Annotated in this window: 22 protein-coding genes; 10 read left to right on the forward strand and 12 right to left on the reverse strand. The window is 36.1% G+C overall.

All coding sequences use genetic code 11. The annotated features are described in order from the left end of the window. Positions 1-12 precede the first annotated feature (12 nt). The 8 genes from porN to sucD all read right to left on the reverse strand — a co-directional run bounded on the left by porN (position 13) and on the right by sucD (position 8680). Complete coding sequence (gene porN / locus V7S76_RS04200; protein WP_459508794.1) at positions 13-924, reverse strand: type IX secretion system ring subunit PorN/GldN; 912 nt, start codon at positions 922-924, stop codon at positions 13-15. 20 nt (positions 925-944) lie between these two features. Then, positions 945-2534, reverse strand: a complete 1590-nt coding sequence (gene porM / locus V7S76_RS04205) for a type IX secretion system motor protein PorM/GldM (protein ID WP_459508795.1) — start codon at positions 2532-2534, stop codon at positions 945-947. A gap of 28 nt (positions 2535-2562) precedes the next feature. After that, positions 2563-3315, reverse strand: a complete 753-nt coding sequence (gene porL, locus V7S76_RS04210) for a type IX secretion system motor protein PorL/GldL (protein ID WP_459508796.1) — start codon at positions 3313-3315, stop codon at positions 2563-2565. 26 nt (positions 3316-3341) lie between these two features. Next, entirely contained in the window at positions 3342-4463 is a 1122-nt protein-coding gene (porK, locus tag V7S76_RS04215; protein WP_459508797.1) for a T9SS ring complex lipoprotein PorK/GldK, read from the reverse strand. A 155-nt stretch (positions 4464-4618) separates the two neighbouring features. Further along, positions 4619-5611: a PorP/SprF family type IX secretion system membrane protein gene (locus V7S76_RS04220; protein WP_459508798.1), complete on the reverse strand. Its 993-nt coding sequence runs from the start codon at positions 5609-5611 to the stop codon at positions 4619-4621. Positions 5612-5720: 109 nt separating this feature from the next. Beyond that, the gene (locus tag V7S76_RS04225) at positions 5721-6509 is read right to left on the reverse strand and encodes a uroporphyrinogen-III synthase (RefSeq protein ID WP_459508799.1); all 789 of its coding nucleotides are present in this window, start codon (positions 6507-6509) and stop codon (positions 5721-5723) included. Between the two features lie 91 nt (positions 6510-6600). Next, the gene (locus V7S76_RS04230; protein ID WP_459508800.1) at positions 6601-7560 is read right to left on the reverse strand and encodes a hypothetical protein; all 960 of its coding nucleotides are present in this window, start codon (positions 7558-7560) and stop codon (positions 6601-6603) included. Positions 7561-7801: 241 nt separating this feature from the next. Continuing rightward, entirely contained in the window at positions 7802-8680 is an 879-nt protein-coding gene (gene sucD, locus V7S76_RS04235; protein ID WP_459508801.1) for a succinate--CoA ligase subunit alpha, read from the reverse strand. A gap of 147 nt (positions 8681-8827) precedes the next feature. Between sucD and recN the strand changes: the two genes are divergently transcribed. From recN to V7S76_RS04255, 4 genes are read left to right on the forward strand one after another with little or no spacing between them, the layout of a single operon-like run. Further along, on the forward strand, positions 8828-10495 hold the full coding sequence (gene recN / locus V7S76_RS04240) for a DNA repair protein RecN (protein WP_459508802.1): 1668 nt from the start codon (positions 8828-8830) through the stop codon (positions 10493-10495). 1 nt (position 10496) lies between these two features. Further along, complete coding sequence (locus tag V7S76_RS04245; RefSeq protein WP_459508803.1) at positions 10497-10898, forward strand: hypothetical protein; 402 nt, start codon at positions 10497-10499, stop codon at positions 10896-10898. A gap of 55 nt (positions 10899-10953) precedes the next feature. Beyond that, on the forward strand, positions 10954-11496 hold the full coding sequence (locus tag V7S76_RS04250; RefSeq protein ID WP_459508804.1) for an SCO family protein: 543 nt from the start codon (positions 10954-10956) through the stop codon (positions 11494-11496). Further along, positions 11497-11910, forward strand: coding sequence for a c-type cytochrome (locus V7S76_RS04255; protein WP_459508805.1), 414 nt, complete (start codon positions 11497-11499; stop codon positions 11908-11910). Between the two features lie 7 nt (positions 11911-11917). Here the strand turns inward: V7S76_RS04255 and prmC are convergent, their stop codons facing one another. Further along, entirely contained in the window at positions 11918-12766 is an 849-nt protein-coding gene (prmC, locus tag V7S76_RS04260) for a peptide chain release factor N(5)-glutamine methyltransferase (RefSeq protein ID WP_459508806.1), read from the reverse strand. Positions 12767-12926: 160 nt separating this feature from the next. Between prmC and V7S76_RS04265 the strand changes: the two genes are divergently transcribed. Genes V7S76_RS04265 through V7S76_RS04275 form a run of 3 tightly spaced genes read left to right on the forward strand, consistent with a single transcriptional unit; the run spans position 12927 to position 16310 of the window. Further along, positions 12927-13496, forward strand: a complete 570-nt coding sequence (locus V7S76_RS04265; protein WP_459508807.1) for a gluconate 2-dehydrogenase subunit 3 family protein — start codon at positions 12927-12929, stop codon at positions 13494-13496. Positions 13497-13514: 18 nt separating this feature from the next. After that, positions 13515-15227 carry a GMC oxidoreductase gene (locus V7S76_RS04270; RefSeq protein WP_459508808.1) on the forward strand — a complete coding sequence of 571 codons (1713 nt, stop codon included), beginning with the start codon at positions 13515-13517 and terminating at the stop codon, positions 15225-15227. Between the two features lie 45 nt (positions 15228-15272). After that, positions 15273-16310 (forward strand): SMP-30/gluconolactonase/LRE family protein, encoded by a 1038-nt coding sequence (locus V7S76_RS04275; RefSeq protein ID WP_459508809.1) that lies wholly within the window; start codon positions 15273-15275, stop codon positions 16308-16310. 318 nt (positions 16311-16628) lie between these two features. Here V7S76_RS04275 and V7S76_RS04280 read toward each other — a convergent pair whose 3' ends face one another. After that, complete coding sequence (locus tag V7S76_RS04280) at positions 16629-17336, reverse strand: 3-keto-disaccharide hydrolase (RefSeq protein ID WP_459508810.1); 708 nt, start codon at positions 17334-17336, stop codon at positions 16629-16631. A 165-nt stretch (positions 17337-17501) separates the two neighbouring features. Here V7S76_RS04280 and rimO point away from each other — a divergent pair, with 165 nt between their 5' ends. Continuing rightward, the gene (rimO, locus tag V7S76_RS04285; RefSeq protein WP_459508811.1) at positions 17502-18824 is read left to right on the forward strand and encodes a 30S ribosomal protein S12 methylthiotransferase RimO; all 1323 of its coding nucleotides are present in this window, start codon (positions 17502-17504) and stop codon (positions 18822-18824) included. Between the two features lie 84 nt (positions 18825-18908). Here the strand turns inward: rimO and V7S76_RS04290 are convergent, their stop codons facing one another. Then, positions 18909-20045 (reverse strand): ThiF family adenylyltransferase, encoded by a 1137-nt coding sequence (locus V7S76_RS04290; protein WP_459508812.1) that lies wholly within the window; start codon positions 20043-20045, stop codon positions 18909-18911. Between the two features lie 29 nt (positions 20046-20074). Next, on the reverse strand, positions 20075-20314 hold the full coding sequence (gene rpmB, locus V7S76_RS04295) for a 50S ribosomal protein L28 (protein ID WP_459508813.1): 240 nt from the start codon (positions 20312-20314) through the stop codon (positions 20075-20077). A gap of 194 nt (positions 20315-20508) precedes the next feature. On the opposite strand from rpmB, the gene V7S76_RS04300 reads away from it, so the two are divergent. Next, positions 20509-21624 (forward strand): endonuclease/exonuclease/phosphatase family protein, encoded by a 1116-nt coding sequence (locus V7S76_RS04300; RefSeq protein WP_459508814.1) that lies wholly within the window; start codon positions 20509-20511, stop codon positions 21622-21624. Positions 21625-21639: 15 nt separating this feature from the next. Next, on the forward strand, positions 21640-22950 hold the full coding sequence (locus V7S76_RS04305) for an APC family permease (RefSeq protein WP_459508815.1): 1311 nt from the start codon (positions 21640-21642) through the stop codon (positions 22948-22950). The last annotated feature ends 400 nt before the right edge of the window (positions 22951-23350 follow it).

Genomic DNA, 23350 nt, shown 5'->3' on the forward strand with positions numbered 1-23350 from the left:
AATGCCAAAAAACTAATTTTCCCACATATCGTGTTCCATTTCTAATAATTCATATTCCAATAATTGCGATCGATTCAAACCATCTACCTCACTATTGTTAATATCTGTCAAATACTGATTTCTCGAATTACCTTTCTTCACAATACGAGCTTGGAACATCCGTAAATCAAAGGCATCTGCCATATTTTTATGTTGAATTTCGTTTTGAGAATTATACCAAATACAGTTTGGTGTATTTCTAAATAATTTATACACATCCTTGTATCTAAAAGAGGCAATTGGTTTATCAAATCCTGCCTTAGTCTTAGCCGCAGGAATAATTAAAGTAAAGGATTGTATATCAAAATACATTCTTGATCTCTGACGATCAATGATAGCATCTTCTTTTATTTCAATAATGGTTAATTCTTTTGGGAAGTAATAAGCAGCTGTTGTAGAGCTAGGCTTTTCAGCAAAAGAATTATCAGCCGTTTTAGTTTTATCTGTCGCCGCAGTAGTTTTTCCACCCCAACCATCATCTGTTCCTGCAGTGGCAGTCGTTTTTGATTCGCCTCCAAATCCAGCTGATTTTTCTGCCTCAGATAGCTCGCCATCAACGACACCTTCTTCTATTTTTAAATTTTCTTTAAATTGAGCGGTAGTCAATTTTGTCGTCAATGAATCATTTGTATAAGCCGTCAAAATACCTGCTTCTACCCATTCAACTAAAAATTTAGAAATTTCATTGTTGTAAGAAAATAGGGGTTGATTAATTTTTTCATTTAAGTCTAATCGACGCCAAAGTCTAACTTTGAAATGCACATTAGCATCATCAATGGGTCTAACTGAATTTTGTGCAGCGGTATTCAATGGCTTTTCTTGGGCCATCGATTGAAAGCTCAAAAAAGAAAGCAATACGACACTAATACTTAAGAATAATTTCATAACACAATGTTTTTCTCTAATTAATATAAAGGAATATTTTTAGACAAAGAATAAGGAATGGACTCAACAGTACCTTTGAAATTTTTACGTTGCACTCCTTTTACCTCAATGTAATATCTATCCCCTGCTTGAGCCTGTGCTGCCAATTTAGCCAATGAACCGCTTCCAGGTAAAGTGATGTCGTCAATTTTTCGTTGACCTCTAGCTAAAGCCACATACAATTCTGACACTCTAAAATTAGCATCGTCAGGATTGGTTGACTTAAAGGATTCATCTGCCAAAGCACGAGCATCAATTGTACGTAAAGATGATGCACTGATACCTCTCTTCTCATCCAATTCGCCACCGTTTCCAAAGAACTTCACTTCTGGTCTTGGTACACGACGAACTCTAAACGTTTCTTTTCCCAATAAAGTACCCGAATTAGCAACGTTCAAAGTTACATTAGCAGATGTTGGCACAATAGTAACTTTTCCACGAGTTTGGCCAGCAATGGTTTCGCCACCATCTGCTGAAAATTGTGGGTTCCATAAAGCACCCAAACCCGGACTAGCCACACTTAATCGATTGGCACAGCCTAAATACAAAGCAGGTAAAGTAGCAGTTTCAATGTTATAAGTAGGTTTCAATACAAAATATTCTTTGGTAACGGATTCTGTTTTAGGTCCCGCTGGACTCATATACGAAACCGTTGCTGTATAGCTTTTTCTAGATAATCCATTGGCGTCATAATTTCCACCAGCCGTTTTAAATTTAATTTGTCCTCGGCCATCTGAAACAGGAATGGCAGAACCATTAAAACTCATTCTTGGTGTAAATCCACTGGAAGTTGCTGCAATAAATACTTCAGCTTGATACTCCATTCCAGCAACAACCGTATTGGCATTAGCAGAAACCTGTGCGAAAACTTTATCAAATTTGATCTCTTTGGCACCGACTTTGGAAGCCAATTGATTCAAAACTTCACTTTCATAACGTCTAATTTCTGCTTGTTTCTGGCTTAAAGTCGCCAAGGCAGCGGGAATTGGCGTTTGTTCAAAATTCAATTCGGCAAAATCTTTATTGGATTGATTCCAATCTCTACTAACAATAGGATCATCTTTGGCATCTAAAGCCAAAGGTGAAAATTTGGTACCCTTATCCGCCAGTTTCTCTAAATTTTTCAAATATTGATCAAAAAGTGGTATCAACTTATAGGCTTCTCCACCTTTGTTAGAGCCAACCATTAATTCATATACTTTTTCTTCTTCTTTCGGATTGGCAATATTTCCTGTCTCTGGATCTATCCCTCCTCCTACTTCTATAACTTTCGTCTTTATTCCGTCCAAATGATTAATTAATTCATCAGAAATACGACGAACTTCTGTGGCTCTTTTTAAAATATCTGCATAAGCTGCTGGATTAGGTAAATCCTGAATCCTTTGCTCTATACCTTGAACCATGCCTTTATTTTTCGTGGTAGAAGATTGATTCGCCACTTCTAAACTGTTATTTAAAAGGGTGAATTTTTGGAGTAACGCATCACTTACTTGCAATGCAAGCAAAGCAGTTAATACCAAATACATCATCCCGATCATTTTCTGCCGAGGGGTTTCCTTTAACGCTGCCATATCTTATTGTAAAGCTATTGTGGATAAATTAGCCTTTCATAGCTGTTAACATACTTCCGTAAACCTGATTCAATGACTGAATATTCGCATTCAATTTTGCTAATTCAGATTTGAAAAGCTCTGCATCCTTCTGTGAAGAAGCAATTTGCTCCACGGATGCATTCACGTTTCCGTAAAAACCGTTGATCGCTTTTAAATGCTTAGACGCCTCTTGAATTTCATTTTCATAAATCGAGTTCAATGTAGTTAATTGATCCCCAGCCTTCGCATATTGATTAGCATATTTGGCCGCTTCTAAAGAAGAAGTTGAAATAGAAGATAAAGAATTGGATGCATCAGAAACTGACTTGTTCAAAGCACCTAACGATTGTGATGAAGAATTCAACGATTGAACAAATTCTTGAGTTGCTCCTGTTGCTTTCGTAATTTCTTGTAAACTATTGGCAGTGGCAGCTAAACCTTTCAATGAGTTTGTTAAGTTCTCTACTACCTCTGGACTAATTCCATTTTGACTTAAACCAGATAAATCAGCCGAACGCTTAATGGCAGGGGCACCATCAACAAGTTCAGGATAAACCTTTTCCCATTCGTAAGACTTTTCCGGCTTTTGTTGTAAATACAACACACCAAACAAAATGAAAATAGCTGCCTCTGTGAACATACCTACGATTAACATTTCGTTGGCTCCTGTCCAATGGACAATTTTAAATAATGCTCCTACGATGACAACTGCTGCACCAAAACTAGCAACAACATTAATGATTTTTTCTAATCCGTTCATTTTATTTCAATTGTTAATATGTTCAATTATTTACTAGGTTTACCTAAGTACCTCATGGCACAACGGAAACCAATATAGGATCGTTTATTGTTCTCTAATTCATACGCTCGGGTACCTGTTTCCAAATAATAAGCGATATCTTTCCATGAACCACCTCGAGTTACTTTTCGTGGCTCATCAGCATTTTTATTAACGGTATTTAAATCCCACGTTAAAGCGACAGAATTATCCGCATAAGCATCTTCACACCACTCAGCAACATTACCTGACATATTGTACAAACCATATTCGTTTGGATTATAAGCATTGGCCGGTGCTGTATAAGAATAACCATCTGAATCAAAGTTTCCTCTATGAGGTTTGAAATTGGCTAATAAACAACCTTTCGCATTCGAAATATATGGATTGCCCCACGGGTATTTAGCAGATGCCTTTCCTCCTCTTGCTGCCCATTCCCACTCTGCCTCAGAAGGCAATTCGAAACGAGGCAAGATGTACATACCTTCTTTTCTACGATAATTATTCATCATCTTGCTTCTCCACTCGCAAAAATATTTACTAGCAGTCCAACTAACTCCAACAACCGGATATAAATCGAAAGCTGGACTAGAAAAATAGTATTCTACCATGGGATCACCGTTGTGATAAGTAAAATCACGTTTCCAAACTGTCGTATCTGGAAAATATTCGTTCATTATTTTATCTTCCCCTAAAACGGAAAGTGAATCTTTTAATAATGAATTGGTGAATTGACGATACTCGTGATTGGTTATTTCCGTATCATCCATGAAAAATGGAGATACTGATACACGTTTATTGAAGTTGACACCCGTATGAGAAATATCTTCATCAGCTTGACCCATCATGAAGCTACCAGAAGGAACTAAAACCATTCCATAAGGGGTAGGTTGACTCCAGCCGCGACGCGCCGAGGCAACAATTTCTCCATTTTCAATACCAACGGTTTCCTTGATACCTTTTTTTAATCCTAAAAGTCCACCTTTGGATTTGGAGCTTCCTTTTTTACTGCTTAATGTTTTACCGCCACCTTCTTTTGATTTAAATAAACCACAACTAAATAGCGTTGAGGCTACCAAAATAATAGAAAGGACTTTTATAAAACTCTTACCAACATGTTGAAAATTCATATTCAAGTATAATAAATTCTAGTCTCTAACGTAACTGAACACAATAAATTGCATTTTAAAAACCAAACTTAAACAAGATTGATTCAAATTCCTCAAAATTAAGGGTTTTATATCAATAATTATTCAAAAAAATAGATTTTTTAAACTTTGAATAATTATAAAATCTTAAATCTTGGTGTTTTTATCGGTATTCCTTTGCTTGAGCCTTTGAAGCTAGGTAAATTAAATTTAATAAATATTTCATGTGAAAGCGGCGCCTTCACGGTCGCATTCACCAAAGTATTATCCAAAGAATAGCCAATATCTAATTTTTGCTTGAACACTGAAACGCCCAACATTCCAATCACGGCATCATTCAAACGATAACTTCCTCCCACCCAAAATGCATCAAACAACTTTACTCTAGCTCCCATTTCAGGTAAAAAACTGGAAGAATAATACCTCACTTGGGCAAATGGTTCAAGTTCAACAAAGGATGAAAAATAGACATTCATACTCGTGTGCAAAGTAAATACGGGCCTCAAAACGTTACTCGCTGAGCTTTGAAAAGTAAAATTGGGACTATTTAAATGGTCTGCATTGATCCCAACTCGAAAATTATCCAAAGAATAAAGTAAGCCAATTCCTACATTAGGCAAGGACTGGCTTATAGCCTTTCCCAATAAAGGATCAATAATAGGATCATTGGAATCTCTCGGTTTATAAACTCTTCCATCAAAGGATTTTGAATGCAATCCCAAGCGTATGCCACCAGAAATTGTACCAGATCCCATTTGAAAATGCTTAGCAAATTGTAGCTGTATAAATTGTTGACCTACACCGGAAGGTGTGTTGTCCGACATATATGCTAATGAAACTCCACCATTGATTTTGGAAAGTGGCAAACTAACCCCTGCCATTTGAGTACCTAAATTTCCGGAACCATCATAGGTGGATTGATACTGAGTCCATTGATTTCGATAATGCACTTGAGCAAATGATTCGCCTTGTAAACCCGCAAATGCTGGATTTAAATGTAATGTATTAAAAGAATACATACTTAAACCGGGATCCTGTTGCCCATAGCTAACCAAGGAATACATCAAAATGAATAAGCCCGATAAAAGGCTCAAAATAGACTTCTTGAATAGATTTCGCTCGTTAGGCATTCTAATTATATTTCTAATGAATTTGACGGCTAAAAATAAACAATATTTCGTTTGGAAAAGATATTCCAAGAAAATAAATAAAAAAGCCCCAAAAGATTGGGGCTATCAATTATTTATTGGCAAGCTTGATGTAATATTCCAAAGCCCCCGTCATGGAAGGAGCATTGGGCATAGGCGCTTGTATATCGATAATCAAATCAGCATTGGTTACAGCTTGAGCAGTAGTTGGCCCAAAGGCAGCAATACGAGTATTATTTTGTTTGAAATCTGGAAAGTTTTCGAATAATGAAGTTATACCTGATGGACTATAAAAAGCAATGATATCATAAAATACATCTTCCAAATCCGATAAATCAGCTGAAACTGTTTCATACATAATCGCCTCGGTCAATTGATAATCGTTGGTCCCCATGTAATCAGGTAAATCCTTTTGACGCTTATTTGAACAAGGGAAAAGGAATTTTTCAGATTTGTGTTTTTTGATTACTTCCAATAAGTCCAAAGCAGTTTTTGTACCTGTAAATACTTTTCGTTTACGGATAACAATATACTTTTGAAGATAATTAGCTGTTTGTTCAGTAATACAAAAATATTTCATATCGGCAGGAACCTCTATTTTGGCTTCTTTACAGATACGAAAAAAGTGATCTATGGCATTACGACTTGTGAAAATAATAGCCGTATGATCTAAAATAGTAATTTTTTGCTTGCGAAATTCTTTAAAAGCAATACCTTGAACCTCAATGAATGGTCGAAAATCAACCTTTACATCGTATTTTTTTTCAATTTCAAAATAAGGTGATTTCGCGTCCGTTGGTGCTGCTTGTGTAACTAAAATACTTTTAACTGTTTTTAGCCTTGCAGTATCAGTTTGGGCAACATTTGTAATTTCACTCATAAACAATTGGAAAGAAAACTCTATAGTTTAGGATGTACTATCCCATATTCGGTGCAAATATAAGAATTTTTCAAGATATTTTTAAATCCTTTTAACTCATTTCCGGAAAAAGAATTTGATTGATCCCAAATAAGATTACCTGGCCTTCAATAATGATTAAATAAGCCGCTAAAGTAAATACGTTAATCGTAAAGCGTCCTCTGAATAACTGAAAGAAATAAATGATACGAATAAAGAAGTAGCCAAACACTAATGCCTTAAACAATGGCAAATTGGGTTGGAAAGAAGGGCCATAGTACAAGCTTAATAAAACCAAAACCAAAAAAAACAAGGAGAAAAATTGCATATTGGTTTGAATGGATTTATAAAAATGAGGCTTGGACAAAAACTCAATTTTAAATAAACTCGTAAAAATCTCGTACACAAAAAATCGACCTGAAAATAAAACAAAGGCGAAAAACGTACGCGACAGAACCCAAATAGCTGGCGAGCCATCTTCTATAGCATCAAGTTGGGACAATAAATAATTCGGATTCGAGCTTAAATTTAAAAATCCAATGAATGCCGTTAAAAAACTAAGCGTCAATAAAACCAATAGATTAGGAAAAGAAAATGGAGAGTTTTGAATCACATTATCTTTAAATCGCCAATGAATCCAATCGGTATATTGAAAATAAGAATAGAAATACTTGGGGAAATAATAATGAATAATGGCCAATAAAATTAAAATAGCAAACAGACTAATACCTATGAAATCGGATTTCAATTTGCTCAATCTTTCTAAACTGGCATATTCCTTGGTATTAGCTTGATTAACCAGAGATATTTTCCGAACTAAGGAAATTTTACCAGGTAAACCTGACAAATTTTCTTTGAAAAATGTCAACAAAAGGCTTGATTGCCCAGGATAATTCTTGGAAAGACTATCTAAAGAATATACGTAGACGGAATCTTTCTCTAATGCAGTTCGATAGGCTCCGTTGATAAATAAATAATAATCATCAATGGGTTGAATCCGGATATAGGTAGCTTTTTGAGATTTAAAATCCAATAATAAAGATTTCGAGTGGTAGGAAAAATGCTTATTTGATATATAAGGTAAAAACGCTTTCCAATTGGATTGATAGATCAACCATTCTTTTTCAAAGGAATGAACTTCTTTTAATTGGGAAAAACTTGCAAAAAAAGAAAAAATCAGAAAAGCTAGGATACAAAAAAATCTGCTTCTAATTGGCCAAAAAGACTTAAAAGAAGCAGATTTAAACATAAAAGGAGTCATCCTTTGTGAATTATTACTTAGAAGATAATGCCTTCAACATAGTTTCACCAATGTCTGCAGGTGAGTAAACTACGTGAATTCCGCATTCTTGCATAATTTTCATTTTAGCTTCTGCTGTATCATCAGCTCCACCAATAATCGCACCCGCATGTCCCATACGACGACCCTTTGGTGCAGTTTGTCCAGCAATAAATCCAACCACTGGTTTTCTATTACCATCAGCCTTGATCCATCTTGCCGCCTCAGCTTCCATTCCACCACCAATCTCTCCAATCATGACAATACCTTCCGTTTCAGGATCGTTCATCAATAATTCAACCGCTTCTTTGGTTGTTGTACCAATGATTGGGTCACCACCAATACCAATGGCAGTTGTTTGACCTAAACCTGCTTTTGTCAATTGATCTACCGCTTCATAAGTTAAGGTTCCAGATTTTGAAACAATACCTACTTTACCTTTAGAGAAAATAAATCCTGGCATGATACCTACTTTACATTCTTCTGCAGTCATTACTCCAGGACAATTAGGTCCAATCAAACGACATTCTTTGTTGCTGATATATTCTTTAGCAATAATCATGTCTTTGGTAGGAATACCTTCCGTAATACAGATGATTACCTTGATTCCAGCATCAGCTGCTTCCATAATAGCATCTGCAGCGAAAGCGGGTGGTACAAATATAATGGATGTGTCAGCTCCTGTAGTTGAAACAGCTTCTTGAACTGTATTAAAAATAGGGCGATCCAAATGAGACGCTCCTCCTTTTCCAGGTGTTACCCCTCCTACTACTTGAGTGCCATAAGCAATCATTTGCTCCGCATGAAAAGTACCCTCAGTTCCGGTAAAACCTTGAACTATTATTTTTGAATTTTTATTGACTAAAACGCTCATTTCGTTGGTGTTAATTTAACTAGGCGAAAATTTTTCCCAAAGGTACAAATTATTGATAAATTTTATCAAAAAGCTTTTCTTCTTTCTCGAAATAAAAATTCAAACAAAGAAATTGTGTAATTTCAGGGTTTGAAGACAATTTGATCCATGCTCAAACATCTACATATTCAAAATTATGCACTGATTGAAACCCTCGACTTAGATCTAGACAAGGGTTTAGTAGTCATTACAGGTGAAACGGGAGCTGGAAAATCAATTCTTTTAGGAGCCATTTCTTTGTTATTGGGCCAAAGAGCCGATTCAAAAACGCTGTTTGATCCAAATAAAAAATGCATCATTGAAGGCGTTTTTGACATTGAAAACTATCCTAGTCTACAAGAAATATTCGTAGATGAAGACATCGATTTAGAAGAAAACTGCATCATTCGTAGAGAAATAAACCCGCAAGGAAAATCAAGAAGTTTTATCAATGACAGTCCAGTTAATTTGGATGCCTTGAAAAAAATCGGACAAGAATTGGTCGATATTCATTCGCAGCAAGATAATAGTTGGATGTATCATCCCGATTTTTCTTTGGATTTAGTAGATAGTTTTGCCCAAAATCAGGAAATTAAACAAGCCTATTCGGTTGATTATAAAGCATATGTACAGGCATTGACCGATTACAAAAATTTAAAATCCAAAGCAGAGACAGGTCAACAAAATCTAGCATTTTTACAATTCCAAAGAGACGAATTGGATAAAGCCCAATTAAAAAAGGATGAATACGAGAGCTTGAAAAGTCAAGTGGAACGTTTACAAAACACCGAACAAATTCGGGAAAAATTAGCTAACCTTAGTAATCTTTTGAGCATTTCTGATTATTCCGCTCTTCAACAAACACGCCTTGCCTTGCAGCAAAGTCAAGCCTTGAGCAAATGGGGGACTGATTTTGAGAATTGGAAAAACAGATTGGAATCCATCTGGATTGAACTAAAGGATTTAAGTTTAGAAATAGAATCAGAGGCTGAATCAAGCCTATCAGAACCCATCGATTTAGAAAATCTGCAAAAAAGGCTCGATTTACTCAATCGTTTGTTACAAAAATACCAAGCGTCCTCATTGGAAGAATTAATTGAAACGCATGAAAAAATAGATAATGAATTAATTCTTGTCGAAAATGTAGAGGAAAACTTATTAAAAGCGGAAAAAAACGTCCTTATAATTCTTGAAATGGTCAAGGAAAAAGGTAAAAAGCTTCAAGCAAGTCGATTAAATGTACTTGATTCAATAATTAAACAACTATTGAATTCATTGCAACAATTAGGAATTCCAAACGCTACTTTGGATTGGGAAATCCAAGAAAAAGAGCTTGGACATTCTGGTTTGGATAAAATCCAATTATTATTTTCAGCCAATAAGGGACTTGCCCCGAAAGCTTTTAAATTAATTGCATCTGGAGGCGAAATGAGTCGATTAATGTTATCGATCAAACATTTATTGGCAGAAAAAAGGTCTTTACCCACCTTAATTTTGGATGAAATCGACACGGGTGTATCTGGGGAAATTGCCATCAAAATTGGTCAAATGCTAGGTCAAATGAGTCGAAATCACCAATTAATAGCCATTACCCATTTACCACAAATTGCCTCCGCTGGACAAAAACATTTATTCGTTTACAAAAACCATTCGGGTGAAAAAACAGTTTCAGCTATTAAACACTTATCCGAAGAAGAAAGGATCGATGAAATTGCCAAAATGATTGGAGGTCAAAATGGATATTTGGATTTAAGAGAAAATGTTAAAAAACTAATTGCTGACAATCGAGTTAATTAAAATGAAGAAAAATATCCTATTCATACTGTTGTCTATTATTTTAGTCGGCAGTAATGCATGTCAAGAAGCCGAGCAAAAAGCCAAAGAGGCTCTAAACGAGCAAGTAATGAGTTTGCATGATAAATTGATGCCTCAAACAGAAGAAATTATTCAATTAAAAAGTCAATTGGATAGTTTATCAACCGGCAAAGATTCGACCCACGTTAAAAATTTAATTACATCTTTAAGCAAAGCAGAAAATGAAATGATGAATTGGATGCATCATTTTTCGATCGATAGCCTAGATAAAATGGAGGTAAAAAACCAAGTTCTATATCTAAAATCTCAATTTAACCAATTAAAAAACGTTGAAAACATTACTGATTCTACCCTAAATGCCGCCAAAAAATATATTTCTAAGTAGTTTTATCTTCTTTTTCATTCTTTTTTCTTGCACAGAAAAGAAAATTTTACCCTATTTGGGCCCCAAAACGACCCAAACTGTTAATGGGAAGATAGATACCATTTACCATAAAATTCCTGCTTTTGAATACTTGAATCAAGATTCCGTTTGGGTCAACCAACAAAGTTTGGATCAAAAAATTTATGTAGCCGATTTTTTCTTCACTTCATGCCCTACCATTTGTCCTAAAATGAAAACTCAAATGTTACGATTATATGAACGTTACGAGAAGAACAATGATGTGGCTCTTGTTTCCTATAGCATTGACCCAGAATTTGATCGGCCAAATGTACTAAAAGCCTATGCAAAAAGATTGCAAATCAAGGCTCCAAAGTGGAATTTATTAACGGGTGACAAAAAATCAATCTATACATTAGGTGAAAAATCTTACATGGTCACCACCCAAGAAGACCCCAATGAAGCAGGAGGATTTGTTCACAGCGGGGCGTTTATTTTGGTAGATAAAAATAAACATGTTCGGGGTATTTATGATGGAACAAAAGCAGAGGAAGTGGATCATCTGATTCAAGATATGGAAATCTTATTAAATGAAAAATAGGTGAAAAATAAAAGATTTATACTCGTATTTCTAGTAATTGGCACTATTTTGTCTTGTCAAAGTGAGGAAGAAATCTTGCGTCAACAATATTCCTTCGAGGGCATGAATGCCTATCAAACGAATTGTGAAAATTGCCACCAAAAAGACGGAAAAGGATTAAAAGATCTTTACCCTCCTGTATTCCAAACGGATTTGTTCAAAAGAATGAACGAAAAAGAAATCATCCATATTTTAAAATATGGCCAAAAGGGTTCCATCCAAGTGAATGGAAAAACCTATGACGGATTTATGCCCGGCAATAATAAATTAGAAGCATTGGATTTCGCCGAAATAATCACCTACCTCCGTGAAAAAAATGGCATACAAACGATTTACCCATTGGACAGCGCTAGGAAAGCATTGGGAAATAACTAATTGATTCTTATTTTTTCATCGCTCTTACAAATCTTGGATTTCCTTTAAAATCATCGATTAAACTGATTTCCGAGAAATCCTTCTGCCTGAGCATATCAATCGTGGCTTGTCCAAATGCCCGGTTAATTTCAAAAAAGAGCCAACCATTTGTATGCAAACTATTGGCAGCAAAATCTGCTATTACTCGGTAAAATTTCAAAGGATCCTCATTGGGAACAAATAAAGCCAAATGCGGTTCAAAATCAAGAACATGTTTTTCCATTTCTTTTGCTTCATTCTCTAACACATAAGGCGGATTGGAAACAATGATATCCCAAAATTCCGTTGTTTCAGCCCATTTGAAGACATCTTTTTGATGAAATTGAACTTCAGCTTCTAGATGATTGGCATTTCGTTTAGCAACTTCTAATGCTTCGGAGGAGATGTCCCATGCAGAAATTTGCACATTCGGACATTCTAATTTAATCGAAATAGGAATACAACCTGAGCCAGTTCCCACGTCCAAAATCGTTGGATTGGTCTTCCAAGTAGGTATTTTATCCAAAACCAAATCGACCAATTCAGCCGTTTCAGGTCGAGGTATTAAGGTGGAAGAATTAACTTCAAATCTTTCAGAACGAAAAAATGCTTTCCCAAAAACATATTGAAAAGGTTCTCCTGATTGTAACCTAGAAAGTATCGATTCCCAATTCTCAGGAAGGGAAATTTCTCTTCCCATATAAATATCCAATTTAGAACAATCAAATTCCAAATCTAAAATTCGATAAGCGATCGCATGAGATTCTAATTCATCAAAATTCTCTTGAAGCGTTGAAAAAAGTTCGGAAATCAGAGTTGATGCAGGTACTAAGGACATAAATTGTAAAACTTTCTGTAAAAATAGAAGAAATATTCTCTAGAAAGCACCCAATATGGATTAGTTTTTTTGCAATAATTGCATATATTTGAAATTCTTTGAGATGAAATAGTCTTATTCCATCAAAAGAGGACCTCGAATCGAAAAAACCGATATTAATATGAAAAAAATCGACAGAAGAGATGCTATTCAGCGAGTAGCATTTTTAATGGGTGGCGTAATTTCAGCACCAGCAATGGCAGGAATTATGGGCAAAAAAACCAACAACGGTTCATTTGTCACATTTACTGCTGAACAAGAATCATTGATTGCCGAAGTGGCAGATGTAATCATCCCTACAACCAGTACTCCAGGTGCTAAAGCTGCCAAAGTAGAACAATTCATCGTTCGTGTTGTAAGAGATTGTTATACCAAAGCTGATCAGGAAATCTTCTATGCAGGATTATCCAAATTAGATTCCGACTGTAAAACAAAATTTGGAACAGGTTTTGCATCAGCTTCTACAACTCAGAAAAAAGATGCCTTAACGACCAGTATGTTGGAAGCCGATTTAGCTCGCAAAAAAGTGAAAGGACAAGCAACTTTCTTTTTTATGATCAAAGAATTAACTACTACAGGTTATTTCACTTCTGAAATTGGAGCTACAAAAGCATTGGAATATTTATCAATTCCAGGAAAATTTGATGGTTGTATGCCTTTGACTGCTGGTCAAAAAACTTGGGCAATTTAATCTTAAAACCGAAAAACAATGAATTTAAACATAGACGCAATAAAAGGACAAACGTATGATGCGATTGTCGTAGGCTCAGGAGTATCAGGTGGATTCGCGGCCAAAGAGTTAACTGAAAAAGGCCTTAGAACTTTGGTATTGGATAGAGGAAAACAAATGGAACATATCACGGGATATGCTCCTACCTATAAAGATCCTTGGGATTTTAAGTACAATGGTTTATTAACCCAAGAGCAAAAAGCGAGTCATCCAAAATTGGCAAGGGATTATCCCTACAATGAAATGACCCAAGATTATTGGTTCAACGATTCGGATTCTATGTACAAAGAAGTACAACGATTCGATTGGTTTCGTCCAAACATCGTTGGAGGGAAATCCATCATGTGGGGCCGTCAAACTTACCGTTTATCGGATATCGACTTTGAAGCTAATCTAAAAGATGGCGTTGCGGTTGATTGGCCTATCCGTTACAAAGATATTGCTCCTTGGTATTCGTACGTGGAAAAACATGTAGGTATTTCTGGAGAAGCATTGGGACTTCCACAATTACCGGATTCCGAGTTTTTGAAACCGATGGACATGTATTGTGTAGAAAAAGAGGTTCGTAAAAGAATTGAAAAGAATTTTCCGGGAAGAAATATGACTATTGGTCGTGTGGCGAACTTATCGGAAGCAAAACAAGCACAGTTGGGCATCGGTCGTTCTGCTTGTCAGTATCGCAATAAATGTCGCTTGGGTTGTCCTTATGGTGCATATTTTAGTTCACAATCTTGTACACTTCCACCTGCAGCAAAAACTGGTTTATTAACATTAAGACCAGATTCTTTGGTTTCTGAGATCATTTATGATGAGAAAAAGAACAAAGCGAAAGGTGTTCGTGTCATCGATACGGTTACACACGAAGTGAAAGAATACTATGCCAAAGTTATTTTTGTGTGTGGATCAACTGTGAGCTCAACCGCTTTATTGTTGAATTCAAAATCAGGACGTTTCCCGAATGGATTTGGAAATGATTCAGGTGAATTAGGGCATAATTTAATGGATCATCACTTTAGAACAGGTGCAAGTGGAGTTTGGGAAGGTGATGAAGATAAATATTACATTGGTAGAAGAGCGAATGGTATTTACATTCCAAGATACCGAAACATTGGTAACGATAAGCGTGATTACTTACGCGGCTTTGGTTACCAAGGTGGTGGATCTAGACAAAGTTGGAACCGTGGCATTGGCGATTTAAGTTTCGGAGGTGATTACAAGGAGTCCTTAACTAAGCCAGGTCCATGGACAATGAATTTAGGTGGTTTTGGGGAGACCTTGCCGTACCATGAAAATAAAATGTATTTGGATCCTACTACCAAAGACAAATGGGGATTACCAGTAGTGGTGTTTGATGCAGGTTTGAAAGAAAACGAAATGAAAATGCGCAAGGATATGATGGAGGATGCAAGAGAAATGTTGGAAAGCGCAGGTTTGAAAAATGTTAAAACTCATGACAATGGTTCTTATTTAGGTATGGCTATTCACGAAATGGGAACAGCTAGAATGGGTAGAGATCCGAAAACATCGGTATTGAATGCTCATAATCAAACTCATGCCTGCAAAAACGTATTCGTAACAGATGGTTCTGCCATGACTTCCACCTCATGCGTGAATCCATCCTTAACTTATATGGCTTTAACCGCACGTGCGGCAGATTTCGCAGTGAAGGAATTGAAAAAATTAAATTTATAATCTACGCATTGAGGCGTGTATGAAAATGCACGCCTTTTTTTTCGCATGAAAACATACCTTAAGATTTTTGCTTCTACGACACTGCTTTTCGCAAGTACCATAATTTCTATGAATGCCCAAACTACTTATCCTACCATTGGTCGAATTGAACGAATAGATCCTGAATTAGATCATTTATTGGATGTTAATTCAAAAATTGAAATCATCGCCAAAGGTTTTACTTGGTCCGAAGGACCTGTATGGGTAAAAAAAGAAAATTTCTTGTTATTCACAGATGTTCCTGAAAACATTATTCATAAGTGGACCGAATCTAAAGGCTTAGAAACATTTTTAAAACCTGCTGGGTACACTGGAAAAGAACACTACTCAGAGGAGCCAGGTGCCAACGGCTTAATTATCAATCAAAAAGGAAATTTAGTAAGTTGTGAACATGGCGATAGACGTATTGCTGAAATGCCCATTCATCACCCCGATCAAAAAAAGACATTAGCGCATATCTTTGAAGGGAAAAAATTAAACAGCCCGAATGATTTGGTTCAACATAGTTCTGGAGCCTATTATTTTACAGATCCTCCATATGGACTACCCGGACGTGGTAAAGCTGAACCAGCCAAAGAATTAGATTACCAAGGTGTTTATAAAATTGATACAAAAGGAAATTTAAGTCTACAATCCAAAGTGATGACTCGTCCAAATGGGCTTGCATTTAACTTAGATGAAAGTATTTTATATGTGGCTCAATCGGACCCGAACGCCTTAATTTGGAATGCTTACCCAGTGGACAAAAAAGGCAATTTAGGAGAACCAACCATCTTTTTTGATGGAAATCAGATGCATAAGAGTGGTTTGAACGGCTCAGCAGATGGAATGAAAATTGACCAAGAAGGAAATATTTGGACAACTGGACCAGGGGGCGTATTAATTATTAATTCCAAAGGAAAATTATTAGGTAGAATTATTACCGATAATGCCAATTCAAATGTTGCCTTTGGAGAGGATGGTAAAACGCTTTTTATTACCTCAGACATGAATTTATTACGTGTTAAAACAAAAACGGTAGGACACGGATTTGAAAAAAAATAATGTGTAAATATTTTTTTTTCAAAATGAATCCACGACATTTGTATCAGCAAAGTCGAATGATTAGTGTAACTAGTTGTTAAGTCTTTCACTACCTAACCGCAAATATGTATTTCTAAATACTAAATTCGAATGCGGTATTTTACATACATTTTTGCAAATCCTTAAAACATTCTGTTGAAATCATCAATCTGTTTGGTTTAGGAATTCGTTTTTAAATCAAATCCCTTTAAATAACGAAAGGCTTGCAATTGCAAGCCTTTTTATTTTTTCTAAAAAGGAAATATCACTGCCTAAACAAGGATATCCAAAAAATGAGATTTACAATTTCTTAATCTTAATATTTCTGTACCATACTGGATTACCATGGTCTTGAAGAGCGATATGACCTTTCATATTAACACCAAATCCTGGCATCACTTTGAATTTTGAATTGGCAATCATTGTTTTCCAATTCTCATCATCATAACGTGTTTCTACAACTTTAACGCCATTTAAATACAACTGTAACAAACCGCGATTATTAACAATTCGAGCAGTATTCCACTCTCCTACTGGTTTAACGGTTCTTTGAGAAGATTTAATCAAGTCGTATAAATCACCAGAATTGTGTTTATTAATTTTACCATCCGGATGGCCTGCATCATCCAATACCTGCATTTCAGGTCCTGTATTGTAAGTACTGTGGTATTTTGCAGCATCTTCGGTAACGTTAAAAATTATACCTGAATTACCGTTGGGTGAAATTTTCCAATCAACCGAAAAATCATAATTGTCAAATTCCCCATCTGTTACCAAATCACCACCCTCTTTTTTCATGACATCAAAGGCGAAAGCTCCATCTTCTACCGACCACGAGGCACCAATTTTACCTGGTTTTCCATAGGTGTGCCAGCCAGCAAACGTTTTTCCATCAAATAATAATTGATAGCCGTCTTTCTTTTCTTGTTTTGTTAAGCTATTGATTGCTTGAGAAAATGATGTAAAAGCCATCGCGACAATGGCACTTGTTAGAATAATTTTTTTCATAGATTTAGTTTACATTTTTGATTTTACAATACTACTAAAAGTATTCATTTTATTTATCACGAACAAAAAAAAACTTTACCCTCCCATTTCGTTCTTTGTATGAACCTGGAATAAAAGGGCAAATTGAATTAAAAATCGTAAATTGCAATTCATTTAATTTTTCGCATGAAAACCAAAGTCGCACCAAAGCCTTCTATCAATATTATCACCTTAGGTTGTTCCAAAAATCTAGTGGATTCTGAAGTTCTTTTTACTCAATTAAAAGGAAATGGATTAGAAGTTACCCACGAAGCAAAAAAAGACAAGGCGAATATTGTGGTCATTAACACCTGCGGTTTTATTGATAATGCGAAGCAAGAATCGATAGACACCATTTTACGATATGCGGATGCCAAAGAAGCAGGTAAAATTGACAAATTATATGTTACAGGTTGCTTATCCCATCGTTACAAAGACGATTTGGAAAGAGAAATCCCTTTGGTAGATTCCTTTTTTGGCACGAATGAATTACCTCGATTATTGAAAGCCTTAAAAGCTGATTATAAACAAGAATTGGTGGGAGAACGTTTATTAACCACGCCTGCCCATTATGCCTATTTAAAAATTGCCGAAGGATGTGATCGCCCATGTAGTTTTTGTGCGATACCCATCATGAGAGGAAAGCACGTTTCTAGACCCATGGAAGAATTGGTCAAAGAAGCAGGATCTTTAGCCAAAAAAGGAACGAAAGAATTGATTTTGATTGCCCAAGATTTAACTTTCTATGGACTAGATTTTAAACAAAGCGGAGGAAGTAGTGGTCGTCAGTTGAAAGAATTATTAGAGCGTTTGTCAGATGTGAATGGAATCGAATGGATTAGGTTACAGTATGCCTATCCGGCAGGTTTTCCTACGGAAATTCTTTCTACCATGGCAGAAAGAGACAATATTTGCAAATACTTAGATATGCCACTTCAAAGTGGATCTGATGGTGTTTTAAAAAGAATGCGAAGAGGAATTACTCGTCAAAAAACCGAGGAATTAATCCATACCATCCGTGAAACCGTTCCCGGAATTGCCTTGAGAACAACCTTGATTTCTGGATACCCCGGAGAAACAGAGCAGGATTTTGAAGAAACGTATTCATTTGTTGAGCGCATGCGATTTGACCGATTAGGTATTTTCAATTACTCCCATGAAGAGAATACGCATGCCTATTTAGTGGAAGATGATGTACCTGAGGAAACCAAACAAGAAAGATCGGATGAAATCATGGCCTTGCAGCAAGGGATTTCCGAAGAATTGAATCAAGAAAAAGTAGGTAAGACTTTCAAAGTCATGGTCGACCGAAAAGAAAGTGGATACTTCGTGGGAAGAACCGAATTTGACTCGCCAGAAGTGGACAATGAGGTCTTGATTTCAGCGGAACAATATGCACGTTTAGGCGATTTTGTTCAGGTTAAAATTGATAAAGCAGAGGAGTTTGATTTGTATGGAAAGATTGTTTAAATAGGTAAAAGGTAATAGGTAAAAGGTAATAGGTAATAGGTAATAGGTAATAGGAAACTTTCACTAAACACTAATAACTAAAGACTAATATCTCCCAACTGCCTCATCCACATCCCTTGACCAGGCATCTATGCCACCAGCGACATTGTAGAGGTTTTTAAATTGATATTCTTCTTGGAGGTAGCGAATTACGCTGGCAGAGCGCATGCCATGGTGACACATCACTGCGATGGCCTGAGTTTTACTTAAATGAGAAATGTATTGAGGAATCTTTCCCATTGGAATATGAAGCGCACCTGTAAGATGAGCACTCTCCCATTCGTAATCCTCCCGAACATCCAACACAATTGTTATTTCTTGTCTTTCCCATTTTTCTTGCAAATCAACTACCGAAATTTCTCGAATTTCATGGGCTAGAAATTTCTTTGGGAAAATAGTCATTTCCGCATTTTGAGTCCTTTGCACTTTAAAAAAATGAAAGGTCATGTCTCTGGAATCCCAACGCATCAAGGATCCGTTGACACGTGAATCTAATCCTGCTAAATAAAAAATGGCTTCCTTGGCTTGAAATAACCCCATCATTCCTGGAAGGTAACCCATTACTCCTACCTCATCACACGTCGGAATTTCCATTTTACCAGGCTCTTCAGGAAATAAACAACGGTAAGTCGGGCCTAAAATACCCGCTTGATTTTTGGCATTGCACAAACAAATTAATCCTTCCCAAGAATGTATGGCTGCATAAACAAAAGGTTTATTTAAGGATACACAAAAATCATTGATTAAGTACCTTGCCTCAAAACTATCCGTACAATCCATCACAAGGTCGACATCTTGAATGTATTTGGAAGCATTTTCAAGGGTTAAAAATTCCTTGGTTCCGCTAATTTGTATCGTTGGATTTTGTTGAGCGAGTCGACTTACAGCGACATCCACTTTTGATTGATCAATATCTTGATCCAAAAACAGGACTTGTCGAGCTAAATTCGATAATTCAATTTGATCACCATCTAGAATATGGATATGTCCAACACCCGCAGCGGCCAAATACATCAATGCGGAACTAGCTAAACCACCTGCCCCAACCACCAAAACCTTGGCATTTTTAAGCAATAACTGCTTTTCTAAACCCCAATCTGGTAGTTTAAGCTGTTTTTGATATCGAATTAATTCGTCTGGTTGAAGCATATTAGAAACAAAAAAAGCCTCTTTGGATTTCAAAGAGGCTAATTTCGTAAAAAAATTTGAATCTAAACAGTTAACGTACCTTTACGAGCTGCTTGAATTAATGTTTTTTCAAAACCGTTTTTGTTGATTGTACGAATTGCTTTCGCAGAAACCTTCATACGAACCCAAACACCTTCAGATTCTAAGAAAAATTTCTTAGTCTGCAAGTTTGGATAAAACTTACGTTTTGTTTTGTTATTTGCGTGAGAAACATTGTTTCCTACTTGTGTCTTTCTTCCTGTTAATTGACAAACCTTTGCCATAATATCTACATTTAATTGGCTTAACGCCTTTGAATTATATTTGTTATAAAATCGGATTGCAAAAGTAGAATTTTTTCAGGAAAGATGCAAGTAGAATTTAAAATAGAAAATGGAAATATGTAAAATGTTTTTCTTTTAAATAAACACAAGACAGCTTAAGCATTTTTTTTTTAGCAAAAATAGTATCTTTGAAAATGGCTAAAAAGAATTCCGAAAAATCGATTGTAAAAAAAGTCATTTCCTCTTTGATTTGGCTAGGAACCCTTCCCTTATGCCTGTATACCTTATTAACTTATCTATTAAGTTACTCGCTCATCATAGATCATTGGGTGGCAGGTTTCATCATGATGACGATGCCTTATGCCCAAATATTATGCTTTATCTCTTTGATTTATTGGGTTTTTCAACGTGCTAAAAGAGCCTTGCTGCCACTCATCGTTTTAGTTTTAGGTTATAGTTTTATTCAACGAAGCGTTGCATTCAATACACCAAAAGCGAACTTAAAGAGCAGCATCAAAGTATTAGATTATAATGTTTATGGGATGTTTTCCAACTCTTATGAAGGAAATGAAGAAAATTTATCGGATTTGAAAAAGTTCATGAGAGATTATAACGCAGATATTAAGTGTTTCCAAGAATTCTACTCAAATCCTGGAAGAAAACCATTTAAAACAGTAGACTTCATGGAGGAGGAATACCCTCATTACGCATTCATTCCTTTAAAAGAGGAGGATTTTGATAAAAACGAAAAAATGGGAATTGCCATTTTTTCCAAATATCCAATCATCCATAAAGAGGGAAAACAATTTGATAATACGTCAAATGGTTATTTAATGACAGATATTGCCTTAAAAGAGGATACAATTCGAGTGATTAATTTACAATTATGGTCCATGGGGATCCGAGTAAGCAAGGTGACAGGAAAAATTAGAGACCAAGACTACGAAGATGCCAAAAAAGAAGGAAGAGGGATTTTGTCATCTTTGAAAAAAGGATTTATACATCATAAAAAAGAAATGGATCAAATCAATCGTTTGATTCAACAAAGTCCATACCCCATCATAGTTGTCGGAGATTTAAATGAAACCCCTTATGGCTGGGCCTATGGAACTATTCGTGAAAGATTGAAAAATGCATTTGAAGAAGCTGGCAAAGGTTTAGGTTTTACCTTGAATAGAAGTCCGTATTTTGTCCGAATCGACAATCAATTTTTTTCCAACGATTGGGAAATAATTCATTTCCAAACACTTACCAAAGTAAAATATTCTGACCACTTCCCTATCGTGGCCGATTATCAATTGAAAAAATAATTCAACAATATCACCATGAGCAAACAAACCAACAAGCAATTATGGAAAGTTCTTGGTTTGGGATTTGGCATCGCTGTTACCTTAGGTGGAACCGTCGGTACGGGTATTTTACGTAAACCAGGACCCATTGCTGATCAGCTCCAAAGTCCGCTTTTGATTTCATCTTTGTGGTTATTGGTAGGCATTTATGCTTTATTCGGAGTAAGTTGTGTGTTGGAATTAAGTTTATCCATCCCAAAAGCAGGGGCCTGGTATGTGTACGCTGAAAGAGCATTTGGGAAATACATCGGATTTTTAGTTGGGATCACCTCTTGGCTTGGAACGGTTACCGCACTCGGGTTTGGTGCGTACACTTTCAGCGAATATTTGGCCATTATTTTTCCGTTTGTTGGCAATTATATTAGCATTTTCGCGATAGGCATACTTGTGTTGTTGTGGCTATTCCATCAAATGGGAGTCGTTTTTGCAGGGAAATCACAGGAGTGGTTAAGTGGATTGAAAGCCGTAGCGCTCATTTTATTTATATTATTTTGTGGATGGAAAGGACAAGGAGGTGTTTGGTTGGAAAACCCTACCACCCCCCAACATTTACCTTTATGGCCGGGAATTATGTCCGCTTTACTCTCCATTTTTTATGCGTTTGATGGTTGGCATACTGCCGCCTACTTCACAGAAGAGAATACTGACCCCGTGAAAACAATGCCTAAGTCGATGTACATCGGTGTTATTTCCGTCAGCATTATTTACCTATTGATCAACGTGGTGATCATGTATAGCCTTCCCTTAGAAGAATTACGACACAGTAAGTTGGCCGCAGCTGATACGATCAGCTATTTATTCGGCGCTGATTATGGAAGATACATTACCATTTTTTTAATGCTGAGCATCTTAGGAATTCTAAATACGCAATCCATGTTTGCTCCACGAGTAATTTTCTCGATGAGTCGTGATGGGTTATTTTTTGAAAAAGCTAGTCATGTGAATAAAGCGGGAAGCCCTCACTTTGCGACACATTTAACGATTGGATTAGCTTGTTTATTTTTGCTTGCTGGAAAAGAAATCAATGAAAAGCTTTCGGACATAGCTACTTTTTTCTTTGTAGCGAGTTATCTTTCTGGATTTGCCGCTTTAATTCAATTAAGAAGAAAAGAACCCCATTTAGAAAGACCCTATAAAGTGTGGGCCTACCCTTTTGTACCGATAGCTTTATTCATTATTTCGCTTGGCTTTTTAATAGGTACCATACTACAAAATCCTGAAAGTGGAATTTATGTGGCGGGATTTATCATATTGAGCTATGGGGTGTTTAAGATAGGTAAGAGGTAAGAGGTAAGAGGTAAGAGGTAAGAGGTAAGAGGTAAGAGGTAAGAGGTAATAGGTAAAAGGTAATAGGTAATAGGTAATAGGTAAAAGGTATTAAATAATGCGAATTAAGAGTTGAAATATTCATTAATACCTCAAAATTCCATATAGCATTGCCATTTATTGGCTAATTCCTTTTCCATGGTATTTCTTTTTTTTAGAAAAAAAGAAACAAAAAAACTTAAATATTGCCAGTTAATCCAAGACGAATCCGCAAGCGGCTCGATTTTCACTACGCTTTCGGCTATTTTCTTTGACCCTGACGCACATCGCTCATGCGCATTGTCAAAGCTCCGCCTACCGCTTCGTTCAAATCTTTCGTCGGATTAACCGTACATCTCGAGATTATTTAATTTCTGAAAAA

The sequence above is a fragment of the Aquirufa sp. ROCK2-A2 genome (assembly GCF_054558485.1).